Origin of the sequence: Moorena sp. SIO3H5 (genome assembly GCF_010692395.1) — a bacterium.
Classification (GTDB): domain Bacteria; phylum Cyanobacteriota; class Cyanobacteriia; order Cyanobacteriales; family Coleofasciculaceae; genus Moorena.
The window spans coordinates 1-2,710 of the sequence record NZ_JAAHHS010000654.1; the positions used below are offsets into that span (position 1 = coordinate 1).

The 2,710-nt window shown below is 45.9% G+C and carries 4 protein-coding genes; all 4 read left to right on the forward strand.

The window, feature by feature from the left end:
* Positions 1-617, forward strand: a 617-nt coding sequence (locus tag F6K52_RS35115; RefSeq protein WP_364421305.1) for a hypothetical protein, incomplete at its 5' end; no start/stop codon positions are given.
* Between the two features lie 47 nt (positions 618-664).
* Complete coding sequence (locus tag F6K52_RS35120) at positions 665-883, forward strand: hypothetical protein (protein ID WP_293089626.1); 219 nt, start codon at positions 665-667, stop codon at positions 881-883.
* A complete protein-coding gene (locus tag F6K52_RS35125) occupies positions 880-2,016 on the forward strand; it encodes a glycosyltransferase family 4 protein (RefSeq protein WP_293089628.1) in 1,137 nt (378 codons plus the stop codon). The genes F6K52_RS35120 and F6K52_RS35125 overlap by 4 nt, the downstream gene beginning before the upstream one ends.
* Before the next feature lie 287 nt (positions 2,017-2,303).
* Positions 2,304-2,710, forward strand: a 407-nt coding sequence (locus F6K52_RS35130; RefSeq protein ID WP_293089630.1) for a glycosyltransferase, incomplete at its 3' end; no start/stop codon positions are given.

Sequence of the window (2,710 nt, forward strand, 5' to 3'; positions counted from 1 at the left end):
TTGGTAATATCTGGATAGGTACATCAACAAACGGGATTAAAAAACTATCCTTTAAAGGGTTTGATTCCTACGGCAGCCCGATTTACGATATTAACAATCAACAATCCTTTGACATGCCAAAGGAATTTAAAATTATTCAACGACTTGAGTATCATCCGAAAACCGATACCATGTACATTGCTGGATATTCCCCGACGTTTGATAAAAGGGGTGATTGGGGATTGATTGGTAATAGAGCTGTCAAATATATCAATTGGAGTAAAGCGCCACAAAAAGCCGGTGAAGTAGTCATTGCTTACAATCAAAAATCCGAAGGAGTTAGACCAGATTTGCCAAAAAGTATGGCTATTTCTGGAGACTATTTATTTGTAGGCTATGTCGATAATAGTTATGAAAAAGATCCGAATCGATATGCTAAAGTGCGAGTTTATGATTTTCGCACAGGTCAAGAGATTGCTAAAATAAATCCCGGCCCAGAAGTCAAATCAACTACAGGTTGGCTGGATGTCCCGATGGCCTTAAGAGTAGTGCGAAGAAAAAATGGAGAATACTTGCTATTTGCTGAAGAGGATTTTTACGCTAAAGCTTTAATGTACCGCATAAAGATAGACCCCTAAGCTAAGCTGTTGTGCCTTTAAATTTTGAATGGGGGCGCTTTGGGGAGATGGGGAGATGGGTTTTCAGGTTTTTTCCTAATTGGAAAATAGGCAATTTAAAAGCACAGCAGCTTACCAATTTAATTGATAGCGTTGATCATACTTATCAGGTAAATTCAATTTTTTTCCCGCTACACCCCACACCCTACTCCCTACTCCCTACTCCCTACTCCCTACTCCCTACTCCCTTTGCTTTAACAAACACTATTGAGGCTATAGTACTGTGAAAACACTTCAAATCGGTATGGGTTGGTTCCCTGAACAAGCAGGAGGACTCAACCGAGTTTATTACGATTGCACTCGTTACTTACCCGAAGCTGGTGTGGAGATGCATGGCTTAGTGGCAGGTTCAACTGCTGTATCGGAAAACTCCGGTGGTCAAGTCCAAGCCTTTGCTAACCATGAATCCCCTCTCTGGCAACGCTGGAGCGGTATCCGGCAAACGATGCATCAAGTGCTGAAGGAGGAAGACTACCCCCTAGTAGTCTCCCACTTCGCTTTATATACCTTTCCAATCCTTGATCAATTAGACAGTCGCCCAATGGTGATGCACTTCCAAGGACCTTGGGCATTAGAAGGGCATGTAGAAGGCAGCAATACCGTTGCGACTCGGTTAAAATGGATGCTAGAGCGGGTGACTTACAAACGGATAGCTAAGTTTATCGTACTTTCTGAGGCTTTCCGCAACACCTTGCACCGAGAGTATCATATCCCACTAGAGCGCATTCATATCATTCCTCCGGGGGTTGATACCGAGCGTTTCGACACCACCATTACACCCCAGGAGGCACGGTCAAAACTAGGCTGGCCTCAAGATCGACCTATTATCTTAGCTGTGCGACGGTTAGCTAAACGCATGGGCTTGGAAAATTTAATTGCAGCAGTGGATCAAGTGCGTAAGCGCTATCCAGACGTGCTGTTACTGATAGCGGGTAAAGGCACACTGATGCCAACCTTGCAAGCACAGATTGAAGCATTAGGACTGACTGACCATGTCCGGTTGTTGGGTTTTGTCTCGGACCAAGATTTAGCCCTAGCTTACCGTGCTGCCACTTTCTCAGTTGTGCCAACCGTGGCATGGGAAGGCTTTGGTCTAATTGTTATTGAGTCCTTGGTGAATGGAACGCCAGTTCTAGGAACACCTGTAGATAGTATTCCAGAAATTCTACAGCCTTTCTCGGAAGACTTATTGTTTGAAGGGACTTCCGTTGATCAACTTGCTCAGGGCATGATCGAGGTATTTTCTGGTAAGCGTCAACTACCTAGCTCTGAGGCTTGTGAAGCTTATGTTAATGAGCACTATACTTGGCCGGTGATTGCTCAACGAATTAAATCTGTGTATCAAGCTGCTATGGATTAATATAGCGCTATGCGCAAGGCATGCTAGCAATAGGGAAGCAGCGAGGTAGTGTGGTCATGGGGATATCCCCCATGAGGGTATAATGGGAAATTGTTTTGAATTTTTAAACACCCTTTTGTGTACTACTCGCTCTTATGACGCGCCGTCGAGTCCTTAGGCAATAGGCATGCTAGCAATAGGCAATAGCGATGGAGTGAGGTAGTGTGGTCATGGGGATATCCCCCATCAGGGTATAATGGGAATTTGTTTGCAATTTTTAAACACCCTTTTGTGCACTACTCGCTCTTATGACGCGCCGTCGAGTCCTTTTTGTCGATCATGCCGCCGTTTTGGGCGGAGCTGAGTTAAGCCTGCTAGATCTAGCCATTGCCTACCGGGACACCAGCGAAGTACTGCTGTTTGCCGATGGCCCGTTCCGGGAACGGCTGGAAGCTGCACAGGTGAAGGTCAAGGTCATACCTGCACCCCAATCCATCTTAGCCGTAAGGACTTCAGGGGGACTCAGTGCTGTTAAGGCATTACCTGCCCTGTGGTGGATGGCTCGTCAAATAGCAGCAGCTGGACGTGAGTTTGAGCTAGTACACGCCAACTCCCAAAAAGCATTCATTGGTGCTGCGATCGCAACATTGATGGGCGGTCCCACCGTGGTTTGGCACCTGCGAGATATTGTGACTGCACAACACTTTAGCTCAGT

Coding starts and splice junctions, on each gene's coding strand:
- F6K52_RS35120 (WP_293089626.1), top strand. CDS start 665: ATGGGGAGATGGGTTTTCAGGTTTTTTCCTAATTGGAAAATAGGCAAT.